The following is a 26,203-nucleotide window of genomic DNA, read 5'->3' as shown; positions in this document are numbered from 1 at the left end:
GCATGAATAAGCAGAGAGAATTGATTTTAGCTTTTGAATCGAGCTGTGATGAGACAAGTGTAGCTGTCATCGAAGATGGGCATAAAATCTTATCGAATGTTGTTGCAACACAAATAAACAGCCATAAAAGATTTGGAGGTGTTGTTCCAGAGGTTGCTAGTCGCCATCATATTGAACAGGTCACGTTGTGTCTTGAGGATGCCTTAAATGAGGCCGGTGTGGATTATGCTGATTTGAGTGCAGTGGCAGTTACTTATGGGCCTGGGCTTGTAGGAGCTTTGCTTGTAGGGGTTTCGGCAGCTAAAGTAGTAGCTTTCGCACATAATTTACCTCTAATACCAGTTAATCACATGGCTGGTCACATATATGCAGCTCGTTTTGTTAAACCACTTGTTTTCCCTGCACTCGCATTGCTTGTGTCGGGAGGGCATACAGAACTGGTTTATTTGTCTGCGCCAAATAGTTACGAAATAATCGGTGAGACACGTGACGATGCAGCGGGAGAAGCATATGACAAAATAGGACGGGTGCTAGGCATCAATTATCCGGCAGGGAAAGAAATAGATCAAATGGCACACTTAGGAAAAGATGTTTTTAATTTTCCACGAGCGATGATCAATGAAAATAACTTTGATTTTAGTTTTAGTGGGCTTAAAAGTGCATTTATAAATACTGTTCATCATGCAGACCAGGTGGGGGAAAAACTTGATCACAAGAATCTAGCTGCAAGTTTTCAGCAAAGTGTAGTGGACGTGCTTGCCCAGAAAATGGTTAATGCTTTGAAAAAATATCCGGTTAAACAATTAATTTTAGCTGGAGGAGTCGCAGCTAATAGCGGATTGCGTGAAAGAATTGAACACGAGCTCAAAACATTCGATGATGTTTCGTTATTAATGGCTCCACTAAAACTGTGTGGGGATAATGCCGCGATGATTGGTGCGGCCGGCTATGTCGCCTGGAAAGCTGGGGTTCAGGCTGATATGAGTTTAAATGCTGATCCGAGTTTGGAGTTTTCTTGGATAGGTTAAGTGATTTTTTTGACAGTTGAATAAATAGTAAAATATTTTGTAAAGTCGTTGAAATACAATATAATAGCATATATATCAGAGATAAGTCTGAATAAACAATAATAGATCCATTCAGAAAATGACAAAAATCAAATTCTGAATGGATCTATTTCATTATCAATGTATTGCTAAAAGTGAGACTGTTCTTTAATTAAGTGTAATAAAAACAGAAAATGAAGAGATTAGTTCTTGTCAAAAGTAAAATTTTGATCTATTTTTCATGTTGACTCAACATAAAAGTGTTTCATAAGTTAAAGTTCTTCGCCTAACTTCGAATTACTTGTACTAAAAAATGTTATGTTTGTAATTTTGCATTAGCATCCAAATTTTACCGCCATGTGCCACACTCCATAAATAAACTTTTATATATGAACTAAAGTGCTTCAAAATTCCCCAGCGTTAACTCTAACCCGTGTTTATAATTACGACCAATATTCAGAGCTTGGTAATCAGCGTCCACAATTTATCGTGTTGTTAGTTTTTATACCTTAGTGGTGGCCTAAGCTTTTGACGGAGCGAATAAAAAGGTCAATCGTTATCTTCTAATGCTAAGCTTTTTTCTTCCCATAACTGTTCGGCTTGATCTAATTGTTTTGTACATTCAGCTAATTTAAGCTGTAATTCTTGTGTTTTAGAAACATCGGAAAAGTTTTCTGGCAGAGACATCTGCTTTTCAATTTCGAATTTATTTTGGCTTAATTTTTCAATTTTTTCCTCAAGTGCTGCTATTTCACGTTTTAACTTGCGTTCCTTTTTTTGTGCAGTTTTACTGTTTTTGTAGTTGTTTTTAGCGGATGAGGTAGCTGATGGAACATCTAAGCTGCCTTTTTTGTTTTTTTCATTGGCGATAAGTTCTTGTTCTTCTTTTTTATCGACATAATAATCATAATCGCCTAGAAAAAGTTCGCTGCCAGTTTCAGATATTTCGAGAACGCTAGTAGCGACTTTATTGATAAAGTAACGGTCATGTGAGACAAAAAGCACGGTTCCATCGAAGTTGATAAGTGCATTTTCTAAAACTTCTTTGCTGTCAATATCTAAATGGTTAGTAGGTTCATCGAAGACAAGAAAATTATGATTGTTCATAGCCATTTTTGTTAGCAGTAAACGCGCTTTTTCACCACCAGATAAATTGTGAACGATTTTTTTTACATCATCGCCAGAAAAAAGAAAACTACCTAAAACAGAACGAATATCTTTTTCAGGAGTTAAGGGATGGTCATCCCAGATTTCACTTAAAACAGTTTTGGAAGCATCGAGATTTTTTAACTCTTGATCGTAATATCCAACATCAACGTTTGTTCCGAATTGGCAGTGGCCTTTGATGAAGGGAATCTTATTCAGGATACTTTTAAGTAAAGTTGATTTTCCTATGCCATTTGGACCAACGACAGCCATGATGTTGTGTTTCCTAAGATCAATGTTTATTGGTTCTGAGATAATTTTATTATCATGACCGATAGCAGCATTTTCAACTATCAACACGATATTTCCACTCTCTTGGTCAATTTTGAATTGAAAATGTGGACCTTTTTCCTGACCTTGGGGACGTTCAAGACGTTCCATTTTTTCAAGTTGCTTTCGCCGGCTCTGAGCTCTTTTTGTTGTTGAAGCGCGTGCTAAGTTTCGATCAACAAAGTCTTCTAATTTTGCTATCTCAGCTTGCTGCTTTTCGAATTTTTTCCATTGAAGACGAATTCGTTCACTTTTTTCATGAATATAGTCTGTATAATTTCCTTTATAAAATTGAACAGAATGTTGTGTCAGTTCATAAACATCTGTTGCAATCTTGTCTAAGAAATAGCGATCATGTGATACGATAAGCAAAGCTCCACTGTAGGATTGGAGGTAGTTTTCTAACCAACTTAAAGTTGATATGTCTAAATGATTTGTGGGTTCATCAAGAATTAAGAGATCACGTTTTTCCAAAAGGAGTTTTGCCAAAGCTAAACGTGTTTTTTGACCGCCAGATAATGATGCAATTTTTTTTGAGTAATCTGCTTCAAAAAAGTGAAATCCATGCAAAATAGAGCGAATTTCAGATTCATAGCCATAACCATTTTTTTCCTTAAAAGTGTGCTGTATTTTATCGTATTTTTTGAGCAGATTATCGTAATTTTTTTGATTTATTTGAACATTATCTGACATTTGTGCAATTTCTTTTTCCAACTTATGCATTTGGCGTTCGGTATTTTGCAGGTCTTCAAAAACGGTCAGCATCTCATCATAAAGTGTATTATTCGATTCGAGACCGGTGTCTTGTGCAAGGTAGCCGATAGTGAGGTTCTTTTTTTTAATAATTTGACCCTCATCAGTTTTTTGCTGACCGATGATCATTTTTAGAAGCGTCGATTTTCCAACACCGTTACGCCCGACCAAGGCAACACGTGATTTTTCTTGGAGAGTAAGACTCACGTTTTTAAAAAGAAGATCTGCTCCAAAATAACGGGCAGCTTGTTGAACTTCAAGTAAGATCATTTTCACACTTCCTAATCAATTAACATATAAGTTATAATGCATTTTAAAAAATTTAGAAAAATAAGAGTTTAAATTATTGCAAGTGGATTCTTTTTAGTGTAGCATGACTGTGTTAAAAAAAGTGGTGTACGATTCTGTTCACATAAAAAGCATTATATTGTTCTCACGTTTCAGAGTCTATGTTACAATAATAACAAGTTTGACTTTAATTTGGAAAGGAGGATTATTATGGCAACATCAAAAATACCACATGCAACTGCCAAAAGATTACCAATTTATTACCGTTATCTTCATTTTCTATCTGATGCGGGCAAGCAGCGTGTTTCTTCGACAGAATTGGCTGACGCTGTAAAGGTTGACTCAGCGACAATTCGGCGCGATTTTTCGTATTTTGGAGCTTTAGGTAAGCGCGGCTATGGTTATGACGTTGAAAGCCTACTTGCCTTTTTTAAGAAGACACTCAATCAAGATAAATTAACAAATGTTGCACTTGTTGGTGTGGGTAATTTGGGACATGCTTTGCTAAATTACAATTTTCATCAAAGTAACAATGTACGCATCAGTGCAGCTTTTGATATCAAGGAAGATATCACAGGTACTATTCAGAGCGGTGTTCCAGTATATCATATGAACGATATGAAAGAACAGCTATCAGTCCAACAGATTGAAATTGTTATTTTGACTGTTCCTGCGAAAGTTGCACAAGAAGTGACGAATGAATTGGTTGAAGTTGGTGTTAAGGGTATTTTAAACTTTACTCCTTTAAGAATAACAGTTCCAGATACAGTACGCGTTCAAAATGTTGATCTGACTAATGAACTACAGACCTTGATTTATTTCTTAGATAAATTTGGTAAACAAGACGAAAATAAACTTGGATAATTTTTTACATAATAGCTATTATTGTCCTAGAATATTATAAAGAACCCAAAAGGGTTCTTTTTTTTTGCCTTTTTAGCAGTTTATCGATACCAATCATATTAGACTGAGTACAACAATGATTGTATTCAATAGAACATGTGATAGCATTGAAGATATTATTTTCCCAGTTTTTGCGTAGATGAAACAAAAGATAAAGCCCATGATGACATATGTAAGAAAGTGTCCGTCTTGATGAGCAATACTGAAAAGTGTGCTTGAGATCAACGCTGATCCTACAGGGCCTATCAAAGCACCGAGATTTCCAAAAAGAACTTTGCGAAAAACCAATTCTTCCATAATGGGGGCTGCTAAAACAACAAAAAAGATGTAGTAGGGATAGTGATTGAGTACAGTCAGGGTTTCAGCTGTGTTTTGCGATACCATTGATTGATGAAAAAAACTTGTTTCAATGAAAAAGCTGATGCGCTGAAGTATCAGGGCAGTAACCATACCCGTTACACCCCATGCAATTACTGCTAAAGAATGTGTTTTTTTAGGCATCACAATATTATTAAATGAATATTTGGTATTGAAAAAAATCATAGCAAGCATTCCAATTAGACTGCATAAGGTAACTGCTGAATAATAAATATTGTTGTTTTTAAAAAAAGATAAAAGAACGTTAGGAATAGACATTGATATAAGGTATGTCAATGTGAGCAGCAAAGAATTATTTTTTAAGTTCATAGGTAGACTCCGATCTAAAGACTGAAATTCAATGCTAGTATAGCACATTCAAACAAACAAATTAGCACTTGAGCATAAAGAGTGATAAAAAGGTTGCAATTAAAACTGAAATTGATTATAGTAATAACTGTAGTTAGCACTCGGAAACAATGAGTGCTAAACGATACAATATTGGAGGGATATAAAGTGCTTAAGCCTTTAGGAGATCGAGTAGTTTTGGAAGTTCAAAAAGAAGAAGAACAAACTGTCGGTGGGATTGTTTTGGCAAGCAATGCACAAGAAAAACCACAAACAGGTAAAATTGTAGCTGTTGGTGACGGTAGAGTTCTTGATAGTGGCGAGAAGTTAGCTCCATCAGTCAAAACAGGTGATACAGTTTTGTTTGATAAGTATGCTGGCACGGAAGTTAAGTATGAAGAAAAAGCATACTTAGTTGTCCATGAAAAGGATATTGTTGCTATTGTAGATTAATGACATTTATTAGATTTGTAAAATTTTAAAAAGTATTTTAATTTGATCATGGGGTGAATTTTAATGGCAAAAGAAATTAAGTTTTCAGAAGATGCACGCGCAAAAATGCTTGCTGGAGTTGATAAGCTGGCAGATACTGTCAAGTCAACTATTGGGCCAAAGGGAAGAAATGTTGTTCTTGAACAATCTTATGGTTCTCCGACAATTACAAATGATGGTGTAACAATTGCAAAATCGATCGAACTTGATGATCATTTTGAAAATATGGGTGCAAAATTAGTTTCAGAAGTTGCTTCTAAAACTAACGATATTGCTGGTGATGGTACAACAACAGCTACTGTTTTAGCACAAGCAATTGTTAATGAAGGAATGAAAAATGTAACGGCGGGCGCTAACCCAGTTGGTATCCGTTCGGGAATTGAACTTGCTACAAAAAAAGCTGTTGAGGCATTGCATGCGATGTCCCATAAAGTTGAATCTAAGAGTGATATTGCGCAAGTTGCAGCTATCTCATCTGCGAACGAAGAAGTCGGTAAGCTGATTGCTGATGCAATGGAGAAAGTTGGAAATGACGGAGTTATCACTATCGAAGAGTCTAAAGGAATTGATACTTCACTTGATGTTGTTGAAGGGATGCAATTTGATCGTGGGTACCTCTCACAATATATGGTAACTGATAATGATAAAATGGAAGCTGATCTTGACAATCCATATATCTTGATTACAGATAAGAAGATTTCAAATATTCAAGAAATTTTGAATCTTTTGCAGTCAATTGTTGAACAAGGTCGTCCTTTACTTGTCATTGCGGATGATGTTGATGGTGAAGCATTACCGACACTTGTTTTAAATAAGATTCGGGGAACGTTTAACGTAGTTGCTGTTAAGGCACCTGGTTTTGGCGATCGCCGCAAGGAAATGCTACAAGATATTGCCACATTGACAGGGGCAACTGTTATTACCGATGATCTTGGATTGCAACTCAAAGATACAAAGATCGATCAATTAGGTTCTGCTGGCAAAGTCACAGTTACAAAAGATAAGACAACAATTGTTGAAGGTGCTGGAGACAAGTCATTGATTGCTGAAAGAGTTGAAACGATCAAGAAACAAATCAATGAAACAACATCTGATTTTGATCGTGAAAAATTACAAGAAAGATTAGCTAAACTTGCTGGCGGGGTTGCTGTAGTTAAAGTTGGTGCTGCAACTGAAACCGAACTTAAAGAACGCAAGTATCGTATTGAAGATGCTTTAAATGCAACACGTGCAGCGGTTGAAGAAGGTTTTGTACCAGGTGGTGGTACAGCTCTGATCGATGCTATTGATAAGGTTTCTGAAATTAAGGCGTCTGGTGATGTACAAACTGGTGTTAATATTGTTAGACGTGCTTTAGAGGAACCAGTTCGCCAAATCGCTGAAAATGCAGGTCTTGAAGGTTCTGTAATTGTTGAGAAATTAAAGGCTCAAAAAGAAGGCATTGGCTACAATGCATCTACGAATGAATGGGTTGATATGGTTGAAGCAGGAATTGTTGATCCTACCAAGGTAACTCGTTCTGCTTTACAGAATGCTGCTAGTGTCTCTGCATTGTTATTGACGACGGAAGCCGTTGTCGCAGATAAACCAGCACCAGAATCTGCAGCTCCAGCAGCACCCGCAGCACCAGGTGCCGGTATGGGCGGAATGATGTAGAAACTATCTTTATTTGTAACAAAAGAAAGCTAAGGCTGCGTGCCTTAGCTTTTTTGTTTTATAGTTCGAACTTGAAAACTTTGTCCTTTACATTAAAAATTGATGCATCGGCAGGTAAAATGTGATAGATTGATTGAATGAGGTGTTGGTAATCAGTCTTAAACGAACTGAATAGACAGGCTTCTTTTTTAATACCCGAATCGAATTTCGGAGTTTTTCAAAGAGTTTTGTTCGACATATCTTTTATTATCAAACGGGTGTAGAATAAACTTACTTGATTTTAAAAATAAGCTTTTCAGTAAGGATATAAAAGGAGTAAGGTAAAATGTGGCGTTATTTAAAGCGGCTTCTGATAGGAAAACCGTTGAAGACAACTGATGAGGGCGGACAATCATTGACTAAGTTCAAAGCCTTGGCGTTGCTTTCATCAGACGCATTATCGTCAGTTGCCTACGGTACAGAACAAATTACTGCTGTTCTAGTGGTTTTATCTGCGGCAGCGACTTGGTATGCAATTCCCGCTGCCGGGATCGTGCTTGTTTTGTTATTTGCGATTACGATGTCATATCGACAAATCATCCATGCCTATCCATCAGGCGGCGGAGCATATATGGTTGCTACGAGAAACTGGGGGACCTCTGTTGGCTTGATCGCTGGAGGATCATTGTTGGTTGATTATATGCTGACTGTTGCGGTATCGGTAACGTCGGGGACAGAAGCAATTACTTCTGCGATACCACTTTTAAGAGGACATAGTGTTGCAATTGCAATTATTATTGTTTTATTTATTATGACGCTTAATTTGAGAGGAATGCGTGAGTCGGCTTCGTTCTTAACGATTCCTGTTTATTTGTTCATTATTTTGTTAGTTTCGATGATTTGTTGGGGGCTCTTCAATATAGCAACTGGGAAGCTTAATTATGCAGCTGCTGCTCCTGTGGGAAGTGTTGTTCCTGGAATGTCGGTAGTTCTTTTTTTAAAGGCATTTTCTGCGGGTTCGTCTTCATTAACTGGTGTTGAAGCAATCAGCAATGCCGTTCCTAACTTTAAGAAGCCTAAGAGAAAAAATGCAGCTAATACGCTTGCAATCATGGCAATTGTTTTGGCAGGATTTTTTGCTGGTGTGACTTTCTTGAGTTACTATTTAGGGATAATGCCTAACTCTAAAGAAACAGTGCTTTCTCAAATCGGAATGGCCGTTTTCGGGCATGGCATTTTTTACTATTTGCTACAGCTTTCAACGGCGATGATATTGGCAGTTGCTGCCAACACTGGATTTTCAGCCTTTCCAATCTTGGCATATAATCTTGCAAAAGATAAGTTTATGCCGCATATGTATATGGATAAGGGTGATCGCTTAGCGTACTCGAACGGAATAATTTCTTTGGCAGTCGGTGCAATTGTGTTGATTATGATTTTCCATGGACAGACAAGTTTGTTAATTCCACTGTATGCAGTTGGAGTTTTTGTCCCATTTACGCTTTCGCAATCAGGAATGATCATTCACTGGCTTCGTGAAAGAGGGCGTAACTGGATTTTAAACTTACTGTTCAACTTTTTAGGAGCGTTCATTTCGCTTGCCCTAGTTATTTTTCTATTCTGGTTGCATTTTGGAAATGTTTGGCCATATCTTCTAATTATGCCAGTGTTAATCTATTTATTCTATAAAATTCATGATCATTATATTACTGTGGCTACCCAATTGAGACTGCGTCAGGAAGCAAATTTACATGCGTATAATGGCTCAACAGTAATTGTATTGGTCAGCTCAGTAACACACGTAACTACCGGAGCAATCAATTATGCTCGTTCCATTGGGGATTACGTTATAGCAATGCACGTTTCTTTTGATACCAATCCTAAAAAAGAACATGAGACGGCTAATGAATTCAAAGAATCATTTCCTGATGTTCGTTTTGTTGATCTTCATTCTTCATATCGCTCAGTTGCTTCACCTGTTTTGCGTTTTTGCGATGTAATCGCGAAGAACTCAGCGGAGAAGAATTTTACGACAACGGTCTTAGTACCGCAGTTTGTTCCACGCAAACCATGGCAAAATATTTTGCATAATCAGACCAGTTTGCGTTTGAGGGCTGTTTTGAATTCACGTGAAAATATAATTGTCGCTACTTATAGCTATCATTTGAAAAAGTAACTTTGAAAAACAGTAGATATTTTTTTGGACTTAGCATGTACTAAATAAATTTTGCGTTCGTCAATTGAATGCCATAATAAGCCTCTGAAGTTTATTTTCTAACTTTGGGAGGCTTATTGCATGCAATTTTGTACTTTCATATAGTTTCTGTGAATTAATATATTTTCTGGTGCAGTGATCTTAACCTGTAAAGTTTTTCAGCCACAAAAGAATTAAGTTTGCTAATGTTTGCATAAATGAGGTACTATCTATGCTATAATAGGCTTCAGCTAGTCCAAGAGCAATTTTTAATATTGATTATGAGTTCTTTTTTGGATGATTATAAAAGAAAGAGGACGGCATATGTATTTGATTATGGTATCTTTATTTGCGACGGCCCTGTTATCTTTGATATTAACGCCGTTGATACGCAGACTGGCCTTTAAAGTGGGAGCAGTTGATAATCCCAATACAAGACGTGTCAATAAAGTTCCAATGCCCACGATGGGTGGCTTGGCGATTTTTATTGCGTTTAGTGCTGCAAATTTTTTCCTGTTAAGAAAACAATACCCGACAAATCAGGTTTGGATTTTGTTTATTGCCGAATGTGTAATTATTACAACAGGAATTATTGATGATATTTATGAATTAAAACCAAAACAAAAAATTATGGGGATTACCTTAGCAGCTTTGATTGTATATTTCTTCGCACATGTTAGAATGACGACACTGACTGTACCCTTTTTTGGTACATTGAATTTGGGTTGGCTGAGCCTCCCAATTACAGTATTGTGGATTTTAGCAATTACAAATGCAATTAATTTAATAGATGGACTTGATGGTTTAGCAACCGGGGTTTCAATTATTGCGCTCTTCACAAGTGGGTTAACAGGTTTTTTCTTTCTGAATGTGACAAGCACATTTGTTTCTATCATGATGTTTACATTAGTGGCTGCGTTAATTGGCTTCTTACCATTTAATTTTCATCCTGCCAAAATTTATTTGGGCGATACAGGTGCGCTTTTTATTGGTTTTATGATTTCTGTCTTTTCACTTTATGGGTTGAAAAATGCAACATTCATTACAATTGTAATCCCAGTAATTATTTTGGGAGTACCTATCACAGATACTGTTTATGCGATTTTACGAAGAGTTTTAAATAAGAAACCTATTTCGCAAGCTGATAAGCATCATCTACATCATCGGCTGATGGAAATGGGGTTATCGCATACACAGACTGTACTGGTTATTTATGGTATTGCTTTAATTTTTTCATTTATTTCTTTGTTATACCCAATTTCAAATGTTGTCGGTTCAATTTTGTTGACAGTTGCAACACTATTGGGCTTGGAACTGTTTGTTGAATCGATTGGGCTGGTTGGAAGTCAGCGGCGACCATTGCTGAATTGGATTGGAAAAATGATGAAAAAAGAAAGCAGGATATCAAACCATTTAGGCAAAAAAAACAAAAATAAAGATAAGCATCAGTGATTCCTTGAACACATTAAGATTTGGAAATCCAAAGTAAATTTAGAATATGGGGCGGGACTTTAGAGCCCTTCATTGATTTTAAAAAAATAACAAAGACACTGAGACAAATTAATTTGTTTCGGTGTCTTTGTTTATAATAAAAAAGAATTAAAATATGAGAATAAAACTGTTAATTTAATTTTGTGAATGTAAGTGGTGAATAATTTCAACATATTGTTCAGGTCCCTCTTTGAACTTGACCTGCGCATTTAACAAATTAATTACTTTTTCCTTAAAAGCAGCTAATTCATCAATATTTACGGTAATCTGTTCAGTAATAATCTCCGTAAATTCTGTGTTTAAGAGAGTAATGTTATTTTTCTCGAGAAAGTTTCTTAAACGATTATGTTGTGAGTAAGAAATTGTGATGTAAAGGACCTTTTGAAGAACGCACTTAACTACACCAATATTAACAATGGCCGTTGAAACAGCTTGTGTGTAAGCACGAATCAGGCCGCCAGTACCTAGTTTAATTCCTCCAAAAAAGCGGGTTACTACAGCAGTGACATCTCTTAATTCGTTTTTTTTCAAAACTTCAAGAATAGGAACTCCAGCTGTTCCAGAAGGTTCACCATTATCACTTTCGCGTTGAATTTGATTGTGTGCTCCAATGACATAAGCGAAGCAATTGTGATTTGCTTTAGGATACTGCATTTTTATAGCTGCAAGAAAACTTTGGGCTTCATCTTCAGTCTCTGTGCGTGCAATACTGCAAATGAAATCAGATTTTTTTATTTCAATCTTAACATGGCCAGTTTCTTTAATAGTTAGATATGAATTGATCATTTAGTATAAACCTCCTTAAATTGCGTAATTTTAAGTTGAAGGGGGAAACGTAGGTGGATAAAAGTGAATTTTTTGGCAGATTATATATTGTGGAAAAAGCAAAATTAAATCAAATGAATTTGCATGCTGAGCATATTCTGCCCGCGATTCAAATCAGAGTGGAACAAATTATCTGTAATCGTTGCGGGCAGAAAACTGCAAAAAAGCGAGGCACCCTTCCTAATAAACAGTATTTCTGTCCAAAATGTAAAATTTTAGGCAGAATCAGTACTTTAAATGTATTATACACTATACCTGAGCCTAACAAGTTTACTCAGAATTTTAATCCATTAAGTTGGGATGGAAAACTTTCATTACTTCAATCTCAAGCTGCAAAAGAATTAAAACATGTTGTTGAAAGCAAAAGCTCTCACTTATTATGGGCTGTGACAGGAGCTGGGAAAACAGAAATGCTATTTAATGCTTTGGAATATGCTATTTTAAAAAAAATGCGTATTTGTATAGCATCCCCTCGTGTTGACGTTTGTAATGAATTATTTCCTCGTTTGAAAACGTCTTTTAAACAAGTAGATATTCTTCTACTGCACGGAAAGCAGAAACAAAAATATCGGTACACACAAATTGTAATATGTACGACTCACCAGTTACTCAACTTTCATCAAGCTTTCGATGTTTTGATAATTGATGAAGTCGATTCTTTTCCTTTCGTAAATAATAGAATGCTGAATCATGCAGTTAAGGTATCTCGTAAAAAAGAGAGTGCATTGATTTTTCTAACCGCAACTCCAACAAAAAAGTTGTTAGCCGACGTCAGAAAGAAAAAGTTAACTTTCAGTTATCTGCCGGTGCGGTATCACGGACACATACTGCCTTTTCCAAAAGTCAGTATTGTGCGTGGCTGGGAATCAAAACTCAGAAAGCAGAAATTGCCACATAAAATGGCGAAAATTATCATGAAATGGAGCAAAGCAAATTTTCCATTTTTAATCTTTGTACCCAAAATTTCATTATTGGAGAAAGTCTATAAAACTGTGAGGAAATATTTGGTTTCTGATACCCGTGGAACTACGGTTTATGCCAATGATCCAGAGCGTATTGAAAAAGTGACTAAGTTGCGAAAAGGGGAATTGGATTTTTTGATTACGACCACTATTTTGGAAAGAGGTGTAACTTTTCCAAATTTAAATGTGCTTGTATTAGGTGCTGAGAATAAGGTCTTTACCAAGTCATCGTTGGTCCAAATTGCTGGAAGAGTTGGTCGGAGTTCTAGTCGCCCATTTGGTGATGTTTTTTTTCTATGTCAAACATCTACACGTGCAGTAAAAGGAGCTCTCAGAGAGATCTCTTTTTTGAATAGAAAAGGGAGGCAACTGTTAAAATGAAGAAGTGTTTAACTTGTCAGCAAACAATGTTTGAGCAGGTGAATTTTGCATGGCTTTTTTCTTTTAGAAAGATACAAGAAAAATATTTGTGTGAAAATTGCCTAAAAAAATTTGTTTTAATTCGAAACGAAGAGCGCTGTCAAGGATGTGGTCGAAAACAGGAAAAAACAAATTTGTGTTATGACTGTATTCGTTGGGAAAAAACGGGGGAAAAGAAACTACTCGGAAACCGAGCGGTCTTTACTTATAATGAAGCAATGCAGAACTTCATGGAAGAGTATAAATTTAAGGGTGATTATTATTGGTATCATATATTTCAAAAAGATTTTGAACAAAATATTAGAGATTACTATAACTCAGGTTGGATATATGTCCCTATTCCTGTAGACACTCTAACTTTGGCTGAAAGGGGTTTTAATCAAGTAACAGGTTTGTTGCAGTCACTGCCATTTGATGAAATATTAAAAATGAAGGAGGTTCCTGAGCGAATTAAGCAGTCTCACAAAACACGAAAACAAAGATTGGAAACGCAACAACCATTTGAATATATTGACAAAATAGATGTTGCGGGCAAAAAGATACTGCTAGTAGATGATGTTTATACGACTGGTAGAACTTTATATTATGCAAAAGAAATTCTGGTTAAGAAGGGTGCGCGAGATATTCGTTCTTTCACATTGGCACGTTAAATTTAGAATAATTTAAGAAGATATTATTTGTTAAATACAACGTTTTCTTTTATAATATAAGTAGCATAGATAAGTGAGAACCAGAAGCACTTGTTGCGCATGAAAATGCGGTGCGTAGTTGTGAAAGGAGAGGTTTGTTATGCTAAGATATAATATTCGTGGAGAAAACATCGAGGTAACAGATGCTATTCGAGGTTATGTTCAGAAGAAATTGAATAAGCTTGAAAAATACTTTGAGGATACATCAAATTCAACGGCCCATGTGAATTTAAAAGTTTATTCAGACAAAACTTCAAAGGTAGAAGTTACTATTCCATTACCATATTTGGTATTGAGAGCTGAAGAAACCTCACCTGATATGTATGCCAGCGTTGATTTGGTTACTGATAAACTGGAACGTCAAATTAGAAAATACAAAACAAAAATTAATAGAAAATCACGTGAAAAAGGATTTAAAGAATTTCAGATTCCAGACACAGCAGGAGAAGAGGCTGAAAAGGAAGAAAAGAAATTCGATATCGTGCGTACTAAAAGGGTATCTTTGAAACCAATGGATAGTGAAGAAGCCGTTTTGCAGATGGATATGCTTGGACATAATTTCTTTATCTATGAAGATGCGGAAACAAGTGGAATCGATATTGTTTACCGCCGCAGGGATGGTCGTTATGGTTTGATTGAAGCAAGCGAAAACTAGTAAAAGTTGATTTAGAATAGTTTTATTAAATAGGCAAGTGATTGGTGTGAGGAGATATAAGCACAACCTGATCTTTGCTTATTTTTTTGTTTTTTTTAATGGACATGTCTAAAACAATGCTACATGTTTAAAATCGAATTAAAAAATGCTAGAATAAAGAGCAGCATACTAACTTTGAAAACAACTATCTATTTTAGTTGAATGAAAAAGAGCGTTTTTAGAAAGGAATTATGACATGGTTAATGTCCTTAAAAAATGGGTTGAAAGTGATAAGCGTGAAATCAAACGTTTAAGTAAAATAGCAGACAAGGTCGAGGCATATGCTGAAGATATGTCTGCATTAAGTGATGAAGAGTTAAAAGCAAAGACTCCAGAATTAAAAAATCGATTTAATGAAGGTGCAACTTTAGATGACTTGCTACCAGAGGCTTTTGCGACTATTCGCGAAGCAGCCAAGCGTGTCTTAGGACTTTATCCCTTTAGAGTACAGATTTATGGTGGAGTTGTACTTCATGAAGGTAATATCGCTGAAATGAAAACTGGCGAGGGTAAAACGTTAACGGCTACGATGCCTGTTTATTTGAATGCATTGGCAGGCAAAGGCGTTCATGTCGTAACGGTGAATGAATACCTAGCTTCGCGTGATGCGACTGAAATGGGAGAACTGTATACTTGGCTGGGTTTGAAGGTTGGATTGAACGTCTCCAACAAAACACCTGATGAGAAGAGAGAAGCATACAAATGCGACATAACATATTCAACAAACAGTGAACTTGGTTTTGATTATCTGCGAGATAATATGGTCGTCTATCGCGAGGATATGGTTCAAAGACCGTTAAACTTTGTCATTGTGGATGAAGTTGACTCGATTTTAATCGATGAAGCGCGAACCCCATTGATTATTTCAGGGCAAGCTGAAAAGTCAACGACTCTTTATACGAGAACAGACCGCTTTGCTAAGACATTGACAGAGAAAAATGATTATAAGATTGACTTAGAGTCAAAAACTGTCTCTTTGACCGAAGAAGGAATTCAGAAAGCCGAAAAATATTTTGGCCTTGAAAATTTATATGATCCAGATAATACAGCTTTAACGCATCATTTAGATAATGCGTTAAGGGCTAATTTCATTATGTTACGTGACAAGGACTACGTTGTCTCGGATGGAGAAGTATTGATTGTTGACCAGTTTACTGGTCGTATTATGGAAGGTCGGCGTTACTCGGACGGATTACATCAAGCAATAGAAGCTAAAGAACATGTTGATATTCAACAAGAAACAAAGACAATGGCTAATATTACGTATCAAAACTTTTTCCGGATGTATAAAAAAATAGCTGGAATGACAGGTACTGCTAAAACTGAACAGGAAGAATTTCGCGAAATTTATAACATGGAAGTAACTTCAATTCCGACAAATAAACCTGTTTTGCGTGAAGATCGTCCAGATTTACTGTACCCGACATTAAAAAGTAAGTTCAAAGCTGTAGTAGAGGACATTAAAACAAGACATGAAAAAGGACAACCGATCTTGGTAGGGACAGTGGCTGTCGAAACATCTGAATTACTTGCGCAGCTGCTAGATAAAGAAGGAATTCCACATGCTGTTTTAAATGCCAAAAATCATGCTAAAGAAGCAGAGATTATCATGAACGCTGGGCAACGTGGAGCTGTCACAATAGCAACCAATATGGCCGGACGAGGGACTGATATTAAACTGGGACCAGGCGTTAGAGAGCTTGGCGGTTTGGCTGTTATTGGTACTGAACGTCATGAGTCTCGACGTATCGATAATCAGTTGCGTGGCCGCTCTGGCCGACAGGGTGATCCTGGATTGACGCAATTTTACCTTTCATTAGAGGATGATCTGATGTTGCGTTTTGGTTCGGAAAGAGTCAAGGCAATACTTGAAAGATTTAAAGTAGATGATGATGATGCGGTTATTCAAAGTAAAATGATCTCACGTCAAGTTGAAGCTGCTCAAAAACGAGTCGAAGGTAATAATTACGATACACGTAAGCAGGTTCTGCAGTATGATGATGTTATGCGTGAGCAGCGTGAGGTTATATATGCCCAGAGGCAGCAGGTGATTATGGAAGAAAAGTCATTGAAACCTGTTGTTATGCAGATGATTAGGCGAACAGTTGAACACTTTGTTCAAATGCATACACAAAAAGAGCAAAAGGAGTGGAATTTGCAAGCCATTTTAGATTTTGCGATTGCTGCAATGACCAATGAGGACAGCATTTCAATTAGTGATTTAGAAGGTAAAAAGCCAGAAGAAATTATTGATTATTTGATGGACCGTGCTGAAGGTAATTATGCGCTCAAGGAAAAGCAACTGTATGATGCAAATCAGATGCTTGAATTTGAAAAAGTCGTCATCCTTAGAGTTGTTGATTCAAAATGGACCGACCATATTGATCAAATGGACCAGTTACGTCAATCAATCGGATTGCGTGGTTATGGGCAATTGAATCCATTAGTTGAGTATCAAACAGATGGTTTCAGAATGTTCGAACAAATGGTGGGAGATATCGAGTATGATGTTACCCGTTTATTCTTAAAGGCTGAAATTCGTCAAGACATTAAGCGGTAATTAATAGTGAGGGGCTGAGACATAAATGTCCCAGCCCTTTTTTGAAGGAGAAACTAAAATGGAATTTAGTGAATATAAGCACAGTATTGAAAAAATGAAAAAACAAGTCGCAGACTTTAGGGGGTCTCTTTGACTTAGATGCCCTTAATGAAAAAATATCTGAAAATGAAATAAAGATGGCTGATCCTGATTTTTGGAACGATCAAGTTGCCGCACAAAAAATAATTGAAATCAATAATGGATTAAAAGGTAAATTTGACAATTTTAATGCTCTGGCTGAAGCTGTTGAAGAATTGGAAGTTCTATGTGAGCTCCTACAGTCTGAACCGGAGGACGAGGATCTTTTAGTTGAATTGGATCAGAAAGTAAAGAAGACGCAAAAAAGGCTTCAAAAATATCAGCTTGAACTCTTACTGAGCGGCAAGTACGATCACAGCAATGCAATTGTGGAAATACATCCGGGGGCAGGTGGAACCGAGTCGCAGGACTGGGGTTCTATGCTTTTGAGAATGTATACCCGCTGGGCACAACAACATGATTTTGAAGTCGAGACATTAGACTACCTAGCAGGAGATGAAGCTGGAATTAAAAGTGTAACCCTACTGATTAAAGGGGATAATGCATATGGATACCTGCGCAGTGAAAAAGGAGTTCATCGGTTAGTTCGTATCTCTCCTTTTGATGCTGCCGGAAGAAGACATACATCTTTTGCATCAGTTAATGTTATGCCAGAGTTGAATGATGATGTTGATGTTGAATTGCGTTCCGATGATATTAAAATGGAAGTTTTCAGATCAAGCGGTGCGGGTGGTCAACATATTAACAAAACGTCTTCAGCAGTGCGTCTGATCCATATTCCCACAGGAATTGTTGTTTCTAGTCAAGCACAGAGGTCGCAATTTCAAAATCGAGCTACGGCCGAGAGCATGTTAAGGTCTAAGTTGTATCAGTTGAAATTAGAGGAACAACAAAAGAAAAAAGCTGAAATTCAAGGCCAGCAGTTGGATATCGGCTGGGGTTCACAGATTCGATCATACGTTTTTCATCCATATTCAATGGTCAAGGATCATCGAACAGGTTATGAAACTGGGAATGTCCAAGGTGTAATGGATGGCGAACTGGACGAATTTATTAATGCTTACCTGCAGTACAAACTCCAAGAAAATAATCCTAGCTAAAAAATTGAAACTTATTTGTAATATTTTTGAAATATTACGAACCTTATAAATGATATAATACTGTGGTGTGTATCAGAAAATAAGGAGGAACATCCCTTTGATTGAGTTTAAACATGTTTTTAAAGAATATGATAATAATGTCATTGCGGCAAATGATTTTAATATCACCATTAAGCAGGGGGAATTTGTTTATGTTGTTGGGCCTAGTGGTGCCGGTAAATCAACTTTTATTAAGATGATGTATCGAGAGGAAATGCCGACATCCGGTCAAATAAAAATAAATGAATTTGAACTTGAAAAAATCAAAAATAAAGAGGTACCGTTTCTGCGGCGCGAGTTAGGGGTCGTTTTCCAAGATTTTAAGTTGTTACCTAGACTGACTGTCTTTGAGAATGTAGCTTATGCACAGCAAGTAATTGAAAAAAGTCCTGAGGAAGTTAAGGAACGAGTTGAACGTGTTTTAGAATTGGTAGGACTTACTGATAAAACGACTATGTTTCCGAATGAACTTTCAGGTGGCGAGCAGCAAAGAATCGCGATTGCGCGTGCAATTGCGAATAAGCCGCGTGTCTTGATTGCCGATGAACCAACGGGCAATTTGGACCCGAATACGGCAAACGACATCATGGAAATTATTGAACGTATAAATAAAGAAGGAACAACAGTTGTTATGGCTACTCACAATAGTTCCATTGTGAATGAACGCAAGCATCGTGTGCTTGAAATTGATGACGGCAGAATTATTCGTGATCAGAAGAGGGGAGGCTACAAGGATGAAAGCAATAACCGTTAAAAGACATCTTGTGGAAAGTTTTAAGAGCTTGAAACGTAATGGCTGGATGTCGGTTGCAGCTTTTAGTGCAGTTACTGTTACGCTGCTCCTTGTAGGTGTCTTGCTGTCGATCATAATGAATGTTAATAAGATCGCTGCTGATATTGAAAATGATGTGCAAGTCCGTGTATTAATTGATCGTGGAACAACATCAAAACAGCGTGAAGTATTGAAGAAACAACTGAGTGGGTTGAACAGTGTTCATAATATTAAGTTTTCAAGCAAAGAACAAGAATTGAAAAATGTTGTCGGAAGTTATGGTAATGAGTTTAAGCTTTTTGGTGGCGATGATAACCCGTTGAATGATGTTTATGTCGTTAAAACAAAGAAACCTTCACAAACTGTAAAAGTTGCTAAAGAGGTTCGCAAGATGAAACATGTGTATGATGCAAAGTATGGTGGTGCATCTGCGAAAAAGCTATTCAAGATTGTGGATGGAATTCAAAAGTGGGGAATGGGAATCAGCTTATTATTGCTTTTTGTAGCAGTTTTTTTGATTTCAAACACAATAAAAATTACAATTTTATCGCGGCGCAATGAGATTTCCATTATGCGACTTGTGGGAGCTACTAACAGTTTTATTAGATGGCCCTTTATTCTTGAGGGCGCATGGACAGGATTGTTTGGTGCGATATTGCCAATTATTGTAGTCGATATTGGATATGCGTGGATTCACGGAATACTTTCTGCATCCTTAGCAAGTACAGGTTATCGGTTACTTTCACCAGGAATTTTTTTGGTTCAAATTGATATCTTAATGATTTTGATTGGTATTTTGATAGGTGCTATCGGTTCAGGTCTTTCGATGAGAAAATTTTTGAAAATTTAATGGCTCTGAAAGAAGTATGCCAATAGTCGTTAGGTTTTGAACATTACCTATGAAAATGGGACACAGCTTGGGATAGTGCTGAGTTAAATTAAAAAAATATGATTGTTGAAAAACGTTAGTTTGTATAATAAAGGTACTGAGTCAAAATTTATATTTTGACTCAGTACCTTCTTTTTGTATTGATGAGAATTTTGTGCTTGAAGATATAAATTGCTATACTGTGAATAAGCGTTATCTTAGGAGGATGAAACTTAAATGTGGGTTTTTAAATTATTTTTATATCTTTTTGTACAGCCTGCTTTATGGATGTCTATCTTGATCACATTCATTTCATATCAAAAACGGATAAAAAATGAACGGGTGAATTTTCGAATAGCAATTAATCATGACTTCTATGAAGGAAGACATCTCATAAAAAATGGATTCTTTTTTTGTATAGTGGGGTCTGTGCTTACATTTCTTTTTGGTACAATGATTCCAATGCAGTGGATTATAATATATGAAATTTTGATTTGTTTTGGATTACTGTTATATCTGTTTGCTAATACAGCAGCTTTCTGCTTAATAGGCAGTTTGCCACTTCTATTTTTATTAAATCAAACTATTTTTAAAAATCAAACTGTTTTTAAATTAATCAATCTTGATGAACACTTTCTGTATGCCAGTGGCAGCTCTGTTTTTGTTCTATGTGCGCTTTTTTTCCTGTTTAGATATTTAATGCTTCGGCGAGTTAATCAATTTTCACTTATACCAAGCATTCACAATGGCAAGCGTGGGCGGCGACTTGTGCAGTATGAATGGCATGAATCGGTGCTGGTACCTTTGCTGGTTTTGGTGCCAGGTGATTTATTTCATAGTGTACTTAGCTTTTGGCCGCTACTTTCAATTCATGGACAGAAATTTGAACTTTTTATTTTACCCTTTTGGGTTACAGGTGCAGTTAAGTTTTGGCGACAGCCATTGGCAGAAGCTGTGGGTAAAATTCGAAAGCAATCTTTTTTTTGGCTAGGCTACAGCATAATTTGGGGTGTTATATCCATTTTCTTGCCCAAATTATCTATCCCCGGGTTGCTCCTAATGCTTCTTTTCTTAGGGATTCAATCTTTTATAAGTAGAAAAAGAGACCAACGTGCAGGCCGCTGGTACGCGGAAACTAATAATGGCGTGCGAGTTATTGCCGTTCAACCGCATACCCCAGCCGCTAAAATGAATTTAAAGGTAGGAGATATCATTATATCTTGTAATGGTGTTAACGTTACAAATGAAGAGGAATTATACAAAGCATTGAAACTGGATTCAACGTATTGTCATTTTAGGGTACGGACCTATGAAGGAGATCTGAAATTAGCGGAGAGTGCTATCTTCGCGGATTCTCCACATGAGATAGGACTGATTATATTCCATTAATTTTGGGGGGACTACTGTGAAGAAAGTATTAGTGGTAGATGATGAAGCTGCAATTGTAACATTGTTGAAATACAACCTTGAAACAGCAGGGTATCAAGTTGAAACAGCAATGGATGGTGCTACTGCTTTAAAAAAAGGAGTCACTGGCACATTTGATTTTATTTTATTGGATTTGATGCTGCCTCAAATGGACGGTTTGGAAGTTACACGTCGTTTAAGGCAAGAAAAGATAAAGACACCTATTATGATATTGACGGCCAAAGGAGAAGAGTACGATAAGGTAATTGGATTGGAGCTGGGTGCGGACGATTACTTGACTAAGCCTTTTTCTCCTAGAGAAGTGTTGGCAAGAATTAAAGCTATTGGAAGAAGAACTGATGAAGCAAATCACGGACGAGAAAAAATTGCTCAATCGGATGATGAGGATGAACGCTTTAACTTCGATGATATATCAGTCGATTTGACAAATTACATGGTGGAGAAAAACGAAAAGAAAATAAAATTAACGCCTAAAGAGTTTGAGTTGCTTGCTTATTTTATAAAACGTCAGCACCGTGTTTTGAGCAGAGAAAAATTGTTAAACGGTGTTTGGGGGTACGACTATGTTGGGCAGACACGAATGGTAGATATGCATGTCAGCCATTTGCGTGAAAAAATTGAAAAGGATCCTAAAGATCCGAAGTATATCGAAACGGTCAGGGGATTTGGTTACCGATTTGAAGGTGGAGAAAATAAAAATTTTTAAAATTTTTTTAATGAATTTTTTAATAAGCTTGGTGTGTTTGATTGTGGTTTCATTTTTTTCTATGGGCTGGTATCGTGAGTCTACCGGTATGTTTTTGGAAAATAATCGAGTAATTTGGTTAACGCTCACTTCGCTGTTCTTGGCTTCTTTTCTGACAGTGGTTCGTTTAGTAGGTTTTCGGCAACAGAAAAAAGAAATTGATCTGTTAAGCTCAAAATTGCGTGCTGTTATCGAAGATGAAGAACCGGGACATTTATTGCTTGAGCCGAGCGATCCATATTATGAATTGGCACGTGCAATCAATGGGATTCAAAGCATGCAACGTGATATCTCCAAGGACTTCATAACGCAGCAGAGGGGATATTTTTCGTTAATGGAGTATTTGACGATTGGAGTAATGGTGTTAGATCAAGATCAGAAAATCTATTTAAGTAATCATGCGATGAGCGAACTAATGGGTCGTGAAATGAACGTAAAGGGGCAACTTTATGTTAATGAAGTTAGAACATATGAATTAAGCCGTCTAATTGAAGAAACGTTTCAGACTCATCAGGATCAGCATGAAGAAATAAAAATAGATGCGACTAACAAAAATGTAGACGCTCATGTTGTTTACGTTCCGGTTAATGCACACCATTTTTTGGTAATGGCATTATTGTATGATATTACGGAGTTAAAAGGGATTGAACGTATGCAGATGGATTTTGTCGGGAATGTCAGTCACGAACTCAAGACTCCTATAACAGCAATTACAGGTTTTACTGAAACATTGCTGCAAGGAGCGATGGATGATAGACAAACGCGTGAAGAATTTTTAAAAATTGTTTATCAGGAGAGCTTGAAATTAACAGAACTTGTCGAAGACATACTTTCACTTGCTAGGATAGATTCCAAACCGCAACTTAATATTTCGGAGCTTAATCTTCACGATTTTATCGTAAGTATCTTAAAAACTTTTAAACCGGAGCTTGAAAAAAAACAAATTGAAGCTAATCTTCAAATATCTGATCATTGTCAAGTAAATATAGATAAAAGCAAGTTACAGCATGTTGTCAACAATCTTATTCAAAACGGAATTAAGTATAATCAAACAGGTGGAAAACTCTGGATCAATGCTAAAATCAGGAAAAATGATTGGTACTTGAGCATAAGGGATACCGGTTATGGAATTGCTAAAGACGAGCAGGAGCGAATTTTCGAACGTTTTTATCGGATTGATACATCGCGTTCAAGGCAAAATGGCGGGACTGGTTTAGGTTTATCAGTTGTAAAAGAATATGTTAAGGCTCTGTCTGGTAAGATTGAAGTGAAAAGCCAAGTTGGAGTCGGCTCGACGTTTACGGTCACGTTTCCCTTAGAAATGAAAGATAATCCGAGTTAGGTAGGGTAGTATGTTCAATAGAAAATTAAGATTAGGCTTTTTGGTATTAGCTGTACTCATTTCTTTAACAGGCTGCCGTCCTTTATCTAAAAATTCACTCACACTGGCAGGATCGACCGCGTTTCAACCAATAGTTGAGATGGCGGCAAGTAGTTATAATCTGCGACATAAAAAGACACTTGTTAATGTTCAAGGAGGAGGGTCGGGGACTGGTATAAGTCAAGTTGAAGAAGGTGCGATTGACATTGGGAACTCAGATGTATTTGCGTCTGAGAAGAAGGGGATTAAGGCTTCTCAACTGAAAGATCATCAAATTGCGGTTACGGGTATTACACCTATTGTGAATCCAAAAACTGGTGTGAGAAATGTGTCTCAGAAACAGCTAATTGGTATTTTTACTGGCAAAATTAAAAATTGGCGATATTTGGGTGGAAAAAATTTGAAAATTATTGTCATTAATCGCTCAATTGGAAGTGGAACACGAAATAATTTTGAAAAATGGGGTCTGGCAGGACATAGGAGCATGGTTGCGCAGGAACAAAGCTCAACAGGAACTGTATGCAAGATCGTTGGGGCGACTCCAGGGACAATTTCTTATATTGCTTTTCCGTATATCAGTAATAAAATTCAGCCTTTAAGTATAAATGGGGTTAAACCTTCAAAGCAAAATGTCAAAACCAATAAGTGGAAGATTTGGGCGTATGAACACATGTATACACTCAAAAAAAATGACAAAAATACGCGTGCTTTTTTAAGATACATGATGTCCAACAATGTTCAACAGAAGATAATTCCTAAGTTGGGATATATTCCTGTTTCTTCTATGAACTTTAAACGTTCCGAGAATGGAACACTGAGCAATTCGGAAGGAGGCAGAGCAAAAGTTGATGGATCCCATACAAACGGATCTTAAAAAAAGATCCGCAGCTAGCAAAAGTGAAAAAAGAGGGCAGTGTTTAACTTTTCTGTGTATTGGAATTAGTGTATTAATTATAGTTGCACTAATATTTTTTATAACTTATAAAGGGTTACTCCTTTTTCTACAGGACAAGGTATCAATACTATCTTTTCTCAGTGGAATAAGCTGGGATCCAAATAATGGAAATTTTGGAGCATTATCTATGCTGCTTGGATCGATGATTGTTACCATTCTGGCGGTTTTTTTGGCGTTTCCTTTTTCATTTGGGACAGCAATTTTTATTTCTGAAATCAAGTTTTCCAGAGGAAGGAATTATTTACGACTTGCAATTGAAATGTTGATAGGAATTCCAGCGGTTGTCTATGGTTTTGTTGGGATATCAGTCGTCGTTCCCTTATTGAGAGTTACCATGGGTGGGACAGGTTTTGGACTGCTGGCTGGGGCAATTATTCTTGCTATGATGATTTTGCCGACAATTTCAACTCTATGTGTTGATGCATTTAAAGGAGTTCCTGAAATGTATCGCTATACTTCACGTGCATTAGGAGCGACTCAATGGCAAACATTGCGCAGAATTGTTTTGCCTATTGCGAAACCACGAATTGTTACTGCAATTTTGTTTGGAATGTCACAAGCTTTTGGAGAAGCAGTTGCAATTCAAATGGTAATTGGAAATGCAACGTTGATTCCAACTCATTTAATGAGTCCAGCAGCTACACTGACCAGTGTTATAACGATTGGGATGGGGGATTCGGTTAGAGGATCGATCGAAAATGATGCATTGTGGTCGTTGGCATTGCTGCTGTTGTTAATATCTCTACTATTTAATCTGTTTGCGCGTTTTGCAATGAGAAAGAGGAATTGAATCAATGAATAACAAATCGAGACCACAATTTGCAGACATGGCATTTAAAATCATTTTATACATAATTGTATCGTTTGTGGTTTTTCTTCTTTGCGGCTTATTAGGCTATATTATAATAGGAGGAGTACCCTATATTTCTTGGCATTTTTTGACATCAGGTTCAAATTATGTTTATGCAGGTGGAGGAATAGGTATTCAATTATTTAATTCTATCTATTTAACCGTAATTACCCTCTTAATTTCTCTGCCTTTATCCTTTGGGGCAAGTATCTGGCTGGCTGAATATGCACCGGATAATTGGATGACAGGTTTAATTAGAACCTCACTTGAAGTTTTGAGTTCTTTGCCCTCAATAGTGGTCGGTTTATTCGGCTTTCTCCTTTTTGTTATCAAATTTCGTTTAGGTTTTTCGATATTAGCAGGTAGCCTAACATTAGCATTCTTTAATTTACCCTTGTTGATACGATCAACTGAAATTGCGATTCGAAATATTTCTGAAAACCAAATGCATGCCGGTTTGGCTTTAGGAATATCACGCTGGGAAGTTGTGAAGAATGTTATTGTACCAGAGGCTTCTGCAGAAATAATTACAGGAATTATTCTAAGTACAGGGAGAATACTTGGAGAGACTGCGGCTTTAATATATACGGCTGGGCAAAGTGCATCTCTGATCGATTTCAGCAATTGGAATCCATTAAGTATAACTAGTCCGTTGTGTCCTTTAAGACCAGCTGAGACAATAGCTGTTCATATTTGGAAAATAAATACTGAAGGCACAGTTTCGGATGCTGGAAAAATATCGGCTGGTTCAGCAGTTGTTTTATTATTCATGGTATTATTTTTTGATCTGGCAGCGCGTTATAGTATTAATAAAAGAAAAAAAAAAACTGATGCACAGCTGAGTAAACTTTAGC

Annotated in this window: 22 protein-coding genes; 19 read left to right on the top strand and 3 right to left on the bottom strand. The window is 36.7% G+C overall.

The window, feature by feature from the left end; genetic code table 11:
• Positions 1 to 2 precede the first annotated feature (2 nt).
• Complete coding sequence (gene tsaD / locus FD20_RS01695; protein ID WP_057735848.1) at positions 3 to 1,028, top strand: tRNA (adenosine(37)-N6)-threonylcarbamoyltransferase complex transferase subunit TsaD; 1,026 nt, start codon at positions 3 to 5, stop codon at positions 1,026 to 1,028.
• 567 nt (positions 1,029 to 1,595) lie between these two features.
• On the opposite strand, the gene abc-f is transcribed toward tsaD, so the two are convergent.
• Positions 1,596 to 3,545, bottom strand: coding sequence for a ribosomal protection-like ABC-F family protein (abc-f, locus tag FD20_RS01690; RefSeq protein WP_057735847.1), 1,950 nt, complete (start codon positions 3,543 to 3,545; stop codon positions 1,596 to 1,598).
• Between the two features lie 228 nt (positions 3,546 to 3,773).
• Here abc-f and FD20_RS01685 point away from each other — a divergent pair, with 228 nt between their 5' ends.
• Complete coding sequence (locus FD20_RS01685; RefSeq protein WP_057735846.1) at positions 3,774 to 4,427, top strand: redox-sensing transcriptional repressor Rex; 654 nt, start codon at positions 3,774 to 3,776, stop codon at positions 4,425 to 4,427.
• A 93-nt stretch (positions 4,428 to 4,520) separates the two neighbouring features.
• Here the strand turns inward: FD20_RS01685 and FD20_RS01680 are convergent, their stop codons facing one another.
• Positions 4,521 to 5,153 (bottom strand): CPBP family intramembrane glutamic endopeptidase, encoded by a 633-nt coding sequence (locus FD20_RS01680; protein WP_057735845.1) that lies wholly within the window; start codon positions 5,151 to 5,153, stop codon positions 4,521 to 4,523.
• 186 nt (positions 5,154 to 5,339) lie between these two features.
• On the opposite strand from FD20_RS01680, the gene groES reads away from it, so the two are divergent.
• The 4 genes from groES to FD20_RS01660 all read left to right on the top strand — a co-directional run bounded on the left by groES (position 5,340) and on the right by FD20_RS01660 (position 10,944).
• Positions 5,340 to 5,624: a co-chaperone GroES gene (gene groES, locus FD20_RS01675; RefSeq protein ID WP_057735844.1), complete on the top strand. Its 285-nt coding sequence runs from the start codon at positions 5,340 to 5,342 to the stop codon at positions 5,622 to 5,624.
• A gap of 63 nt (positions 5,625 to 5,687) precedes the next feature.
• Positions 5,688 to 7,319: a chaperonin GroEL gene (gene groL, locus FD20_RS01670; protein ID WP_057735843.1), complete on the top strand. Its 1,632-nt coding sequence runs from the start codon at positions 5,688 to 5,690 to the stop codon at positions 7,317 to 7,319.
• Between the two features lie 325 nt (positions 7,320 to 7,644).
• A complete protein-coding gene (locus FD20_RS01665) occupies positions 7,645 to 9,474 on the top strand; it encodes an APC family permease (RefSeq protein ID WP_057735842.1) in 1,830 nt (609 codons plus the stop codon).
• Between the two features lie 342 nt (positions 9,475 to 9,816).
• Positions 9,817 to 10,944, top strand: coding sequence for a glycosyltransferase family 4 protein (locus FD20_RS01660; protein WP_057735841.1), 1,128 nt, complete (start codon positions 9,817 to 9,819; stop codon positions 10,942 to 10,944).
• A 174-nt stretch (positions 10,945 to 11,118) separates the two neighbouring features.
• Here FD20_RS01660 and FD20_RS01655 read toward each other — a convergent pair whose 3' ends face one another.
• Positions 11,119 to 11,769, bottom strand: coding sequence for a YigZ family protein (locus tag FD20_RS01655; RefSeq protein ID WP_057735840.1), 651 nt, complete (start codon positions 11,767 to 11,769; stop codon positions 11,119 to 11,121).
• 53 nt (positions 11,770 to 11,822) lie between these two features.
• Here FD20_RS01655 and FD20_RS01650 point away from each other — a divergent pair, with 53 nt between their 5' ends.
• From FD20_RS01650 to pstA, 13 genes are all read left to right on the top strand, one after another.
• On the top strand, positions 11,823 to 13,151 hold the full coding sequence (locus tag FD20_RS01650; protein WP_057735839.1) for an ATP-dependent helicase ComFA: 1,329 nt from the start codon (positions 11,823 to 11,825) through the stop codon (positions 13,149 to 13,151).
• The gene (locus FD20_RS01645) at positions 13,148 to 13,840 is read left to right on the top strand and encodes a ComF family protein (RefSeq protein ID WP_057735838.1); all 693 of its coding nucleotides are present in this window, start codon (positions 13,148 to 13,150) and stop codon (positions 13,838 to 13,840) included. Before FD20_RS01650 ends, FD20_RS01645 begins: the two co-directional genes overlap by 4 nt.
• 139 nt (positions 13,841 to 13,979) lie before the next feature.
• The gene (hpf, locus tag FD20_RS01640) at positions 13,980 to 14,534 is read left to right on the top strand and encodes a ribosome hibernation-promoting factor, HPF/YfiA family (RefSeq protein ID WP_057735837.1); all 555 of its coding nucleotides are present in this window, start codon (positions 13,980 to 13,982) and stop codon (positions 14,532 to 14,534) included.
• 235 nt (positions 14,535 to 14,769) lie between these two features.
• Complete coding sequence (gene secA, locus FD20_RS01635; RefSeq protein ID WP_057735836.1) at positions 14,770 to 17,133, top strand: preprotein translocase subunit SecA; 2,364 nt, start codon at positions 14,770 to 14,772, stop codon at positions 17,131 to 17,133.
• 58 nt (positions 17,134 to 17,191) lie between these two features.
• A protein-coding gene (prfB, locus tag FD20_RS01630) for a peptide chain release factor 2 (RefSeq protein ID WP_157060817.1) occupies positions 17,192 to 18,311 on the top strand; the annotation gives its coding sequence in 2 pieces (ribosomal slippage) (positions 17,192 to 17,263 and positions 17,265 to 18,311; 1,119 coding nt in all).
• A 97-nt stretch (positions 18,312 to 18,408) separates the two neighbouring features.
• Positions 18,409 to 19,104 (top strand): cell division ATP-binding protein FtsE, encoded by a 696-nt coding sequence (ftsE, locus tag FD20_RS01625; protein ID WP_057735834.1) that lies wholly within the window; start codon positions 18,409 to 18,411, stop codon positions 19,102 to 19,104.
• Positions 19,085 to 19,972, top strand: a complete 888-nt coding sequence (gene ftsX / locus FD20_RS01620; RefSeq protein WP_057735833.1) for a permease-like cell division protein FtsX — start codon at positions 19,085 to 19,087, stop codon at positions 19,970 to 19,972. The genes ftsE and ftsX overlap by 20 nt, the downstream gene beginning before the upstream one ends.
• A gap of 255 nt (positions 19,973 to 20,227) precedes the next feature.
• Positions 20,228 to 21,379, top strand: a complete 1,152-nt coding sequence (locus tag FD20_RS01615; protein ID WP_057735832.1) for a PDZ domain-containing protein — start codon at positions 20,228 to 20,230, stop codon at positions 21,377 to 21,379.
• Between the two features lie 16 nt (positions 21,380 to 21,395).
• Entirely contained in the window at positions 21,396 to 22,124 is a 729-nt protein-coding gene (locus tag FD20_RS01610) for a response regulator transcription factor (RefSeq protein ID WP_057735831.1), read from the top strand.
• Positions 22,125 to 22,134: 10 nt separating this feature from the next.
• The gene (gene pnpS, locus FD20_RS01605; RefSeq protein WP_057735897.1) at positions 22,135 to 23,505 is read left to right on the top strand and encodes a two-component system histidine kinase PnpS; all 1,371 of its coding nucleotides are present in this window, start codon (positions 22,135 to 22,137) and stop codon (positions 23,503 to 23,505) included.
• Positions 23,506 to 23,515: 10 nt separating this feature from the next.
• Positions 23,516 to 24,418 (top strand): phosphate ABC transporter substrate-binding protein, encoded by a 903-nt coding sequence (locus FD20_RS01600; RefSeq protein WP_057735830.1) that lies wholly within the window; start codon positions 23,516 to 23,518, stop codon positions 24,416 to 24,418.
• On the top strand, positions 24,393 to 25,289 hold the full coding sequence (pstC, locus tag FD20_RS01595; RefSeq protein ID WP_057735829.1) for a phosphate ABC transporter permease subunit PstC: 897 nt from the start codon (positions 24,393 to 24,395) through the stop codon (positions 25,287 to 25,289). Before FD20_RS01600 ends, pstC begins: the two co-directional genes overlap by 26 nt.
• Positions 25,290 to 25,293: 4 nt before the next feature.
• Positions 25,294 to 26,202 carry a phosphate ABC transporter permease PstA gene (gene pstA / locus FD20_RS01590; protein ID WP_057735828.1) on the top strand — a complete coding sequence of 303 codons (909 nt, stop codon included), beginning with the start codon at positions 25,294 to 25,296 and terminating at the stop codon, positions 26,200 to 26,202.
• Position 26,203: the final 1 nt, after the last annotated feature.

It is taken from the genome of Liquorilactobacillus uvarum DSM 19971, assembly GCF_001434935.1.
Lineage (GTDB): Bacteria > Bacillota > Bacilli > Lactobacillales > Lactobacillaceae > Liquorilactobacillus > Liquorilactobacillus uvarum.
This window is presented reverse-complemented; position numbering and strand designations above follow the sequence as displayed.